Source organism: Mycobacterium sp. 1245852.3 (assembly GCF_001669335.1).
Lineage (GTDB): Bacteria > Actinomycetota > Actinomycetes > Mycobacteriales > Mycobacteriaceae > Mycobacterium > Mycobacterium europaeum_A.
This window is the reverse complement of record NZ_LZLL01000406.1, coordinates 1-635: the sequence shown is the minus strand read 5'-3', so window position 1 is coordinate 635 and position 635 is coordinate 1. Positions and strand designations below refer to the sequence as shown.

Here is a 635-nt window from a genome sequence, read left to right as displayed (position 1 = left end):
TCAGCGCCACCGCGGTCGCCGGTGGCGACAAACCGCCGCCGGCCCGCATCGTGCTGCTCTCCGACGGCGGCGAGAACAAGCCTTCCAATCCCAGCGATCCGCACGACGGCATCTACACGGCGGCGCGGCTGGCCAAGGACGAGGGCGTGCCGATCTCGACGATCTCGTTCGGGACCAAGGGCGGCGAGATCGAGATGGACGGGCAGCGCATCGCCGTCCCGGTCTCGACCGACCAGACCCTGCAGAAGATCTGCGAGATCACCGACGGCCAGTCGTTCCACGCCGACAGCCTGGACTCGCTGAAGAACGTGTACTCGACGCTGCAGCGCCAGATCGGCTACGAAACCGTGAAGGGCGACGCCAGCCTGGCCTGGATGCTGCTCGGCGCGTTCGTCCTGGCCGGCGCCATCCTGGCCGGGCTCCTGCTGAACCGCAGGCTGCCCGCCTGAGTCAGCTGGGCAGGCGCCGGTTGATCAGCAGTGCCAGCGCGGTCGCGATCAGGGCGGTCAGCACGGCCAGCCGCAGCCAGCCGGAGCTGCCCGGCCCCGGCACCGTGCGGTAGCCGATCTCGTTCTCGATGGCGTTGTAGCTCTTTTCCAGCTCGCCCAGGGTGGTGGCGGTGTAGGACTGCCCGC

2 pseudogenes are annotated in these 635 nt (G+C 69.3%); one reads left to right on the top strand and one right to left on the bottom strand.

The window, feature by feature from the left end:
• Positions 1-449: pseudogene (locus A9W96_RS18340) on the top strand (hypothetical protein); the annotation flags it as partial.
• Between the two features lies 1 nt (position 450).
• Here A9W96_RS18340 and A9W96_RS18335 read toward each other — a convergent pair.
• Positions 451-635: pseudogene (locus tag A9W96_RS18335) on the bottom strand (hypothetical protein); the annotation flags it as partial.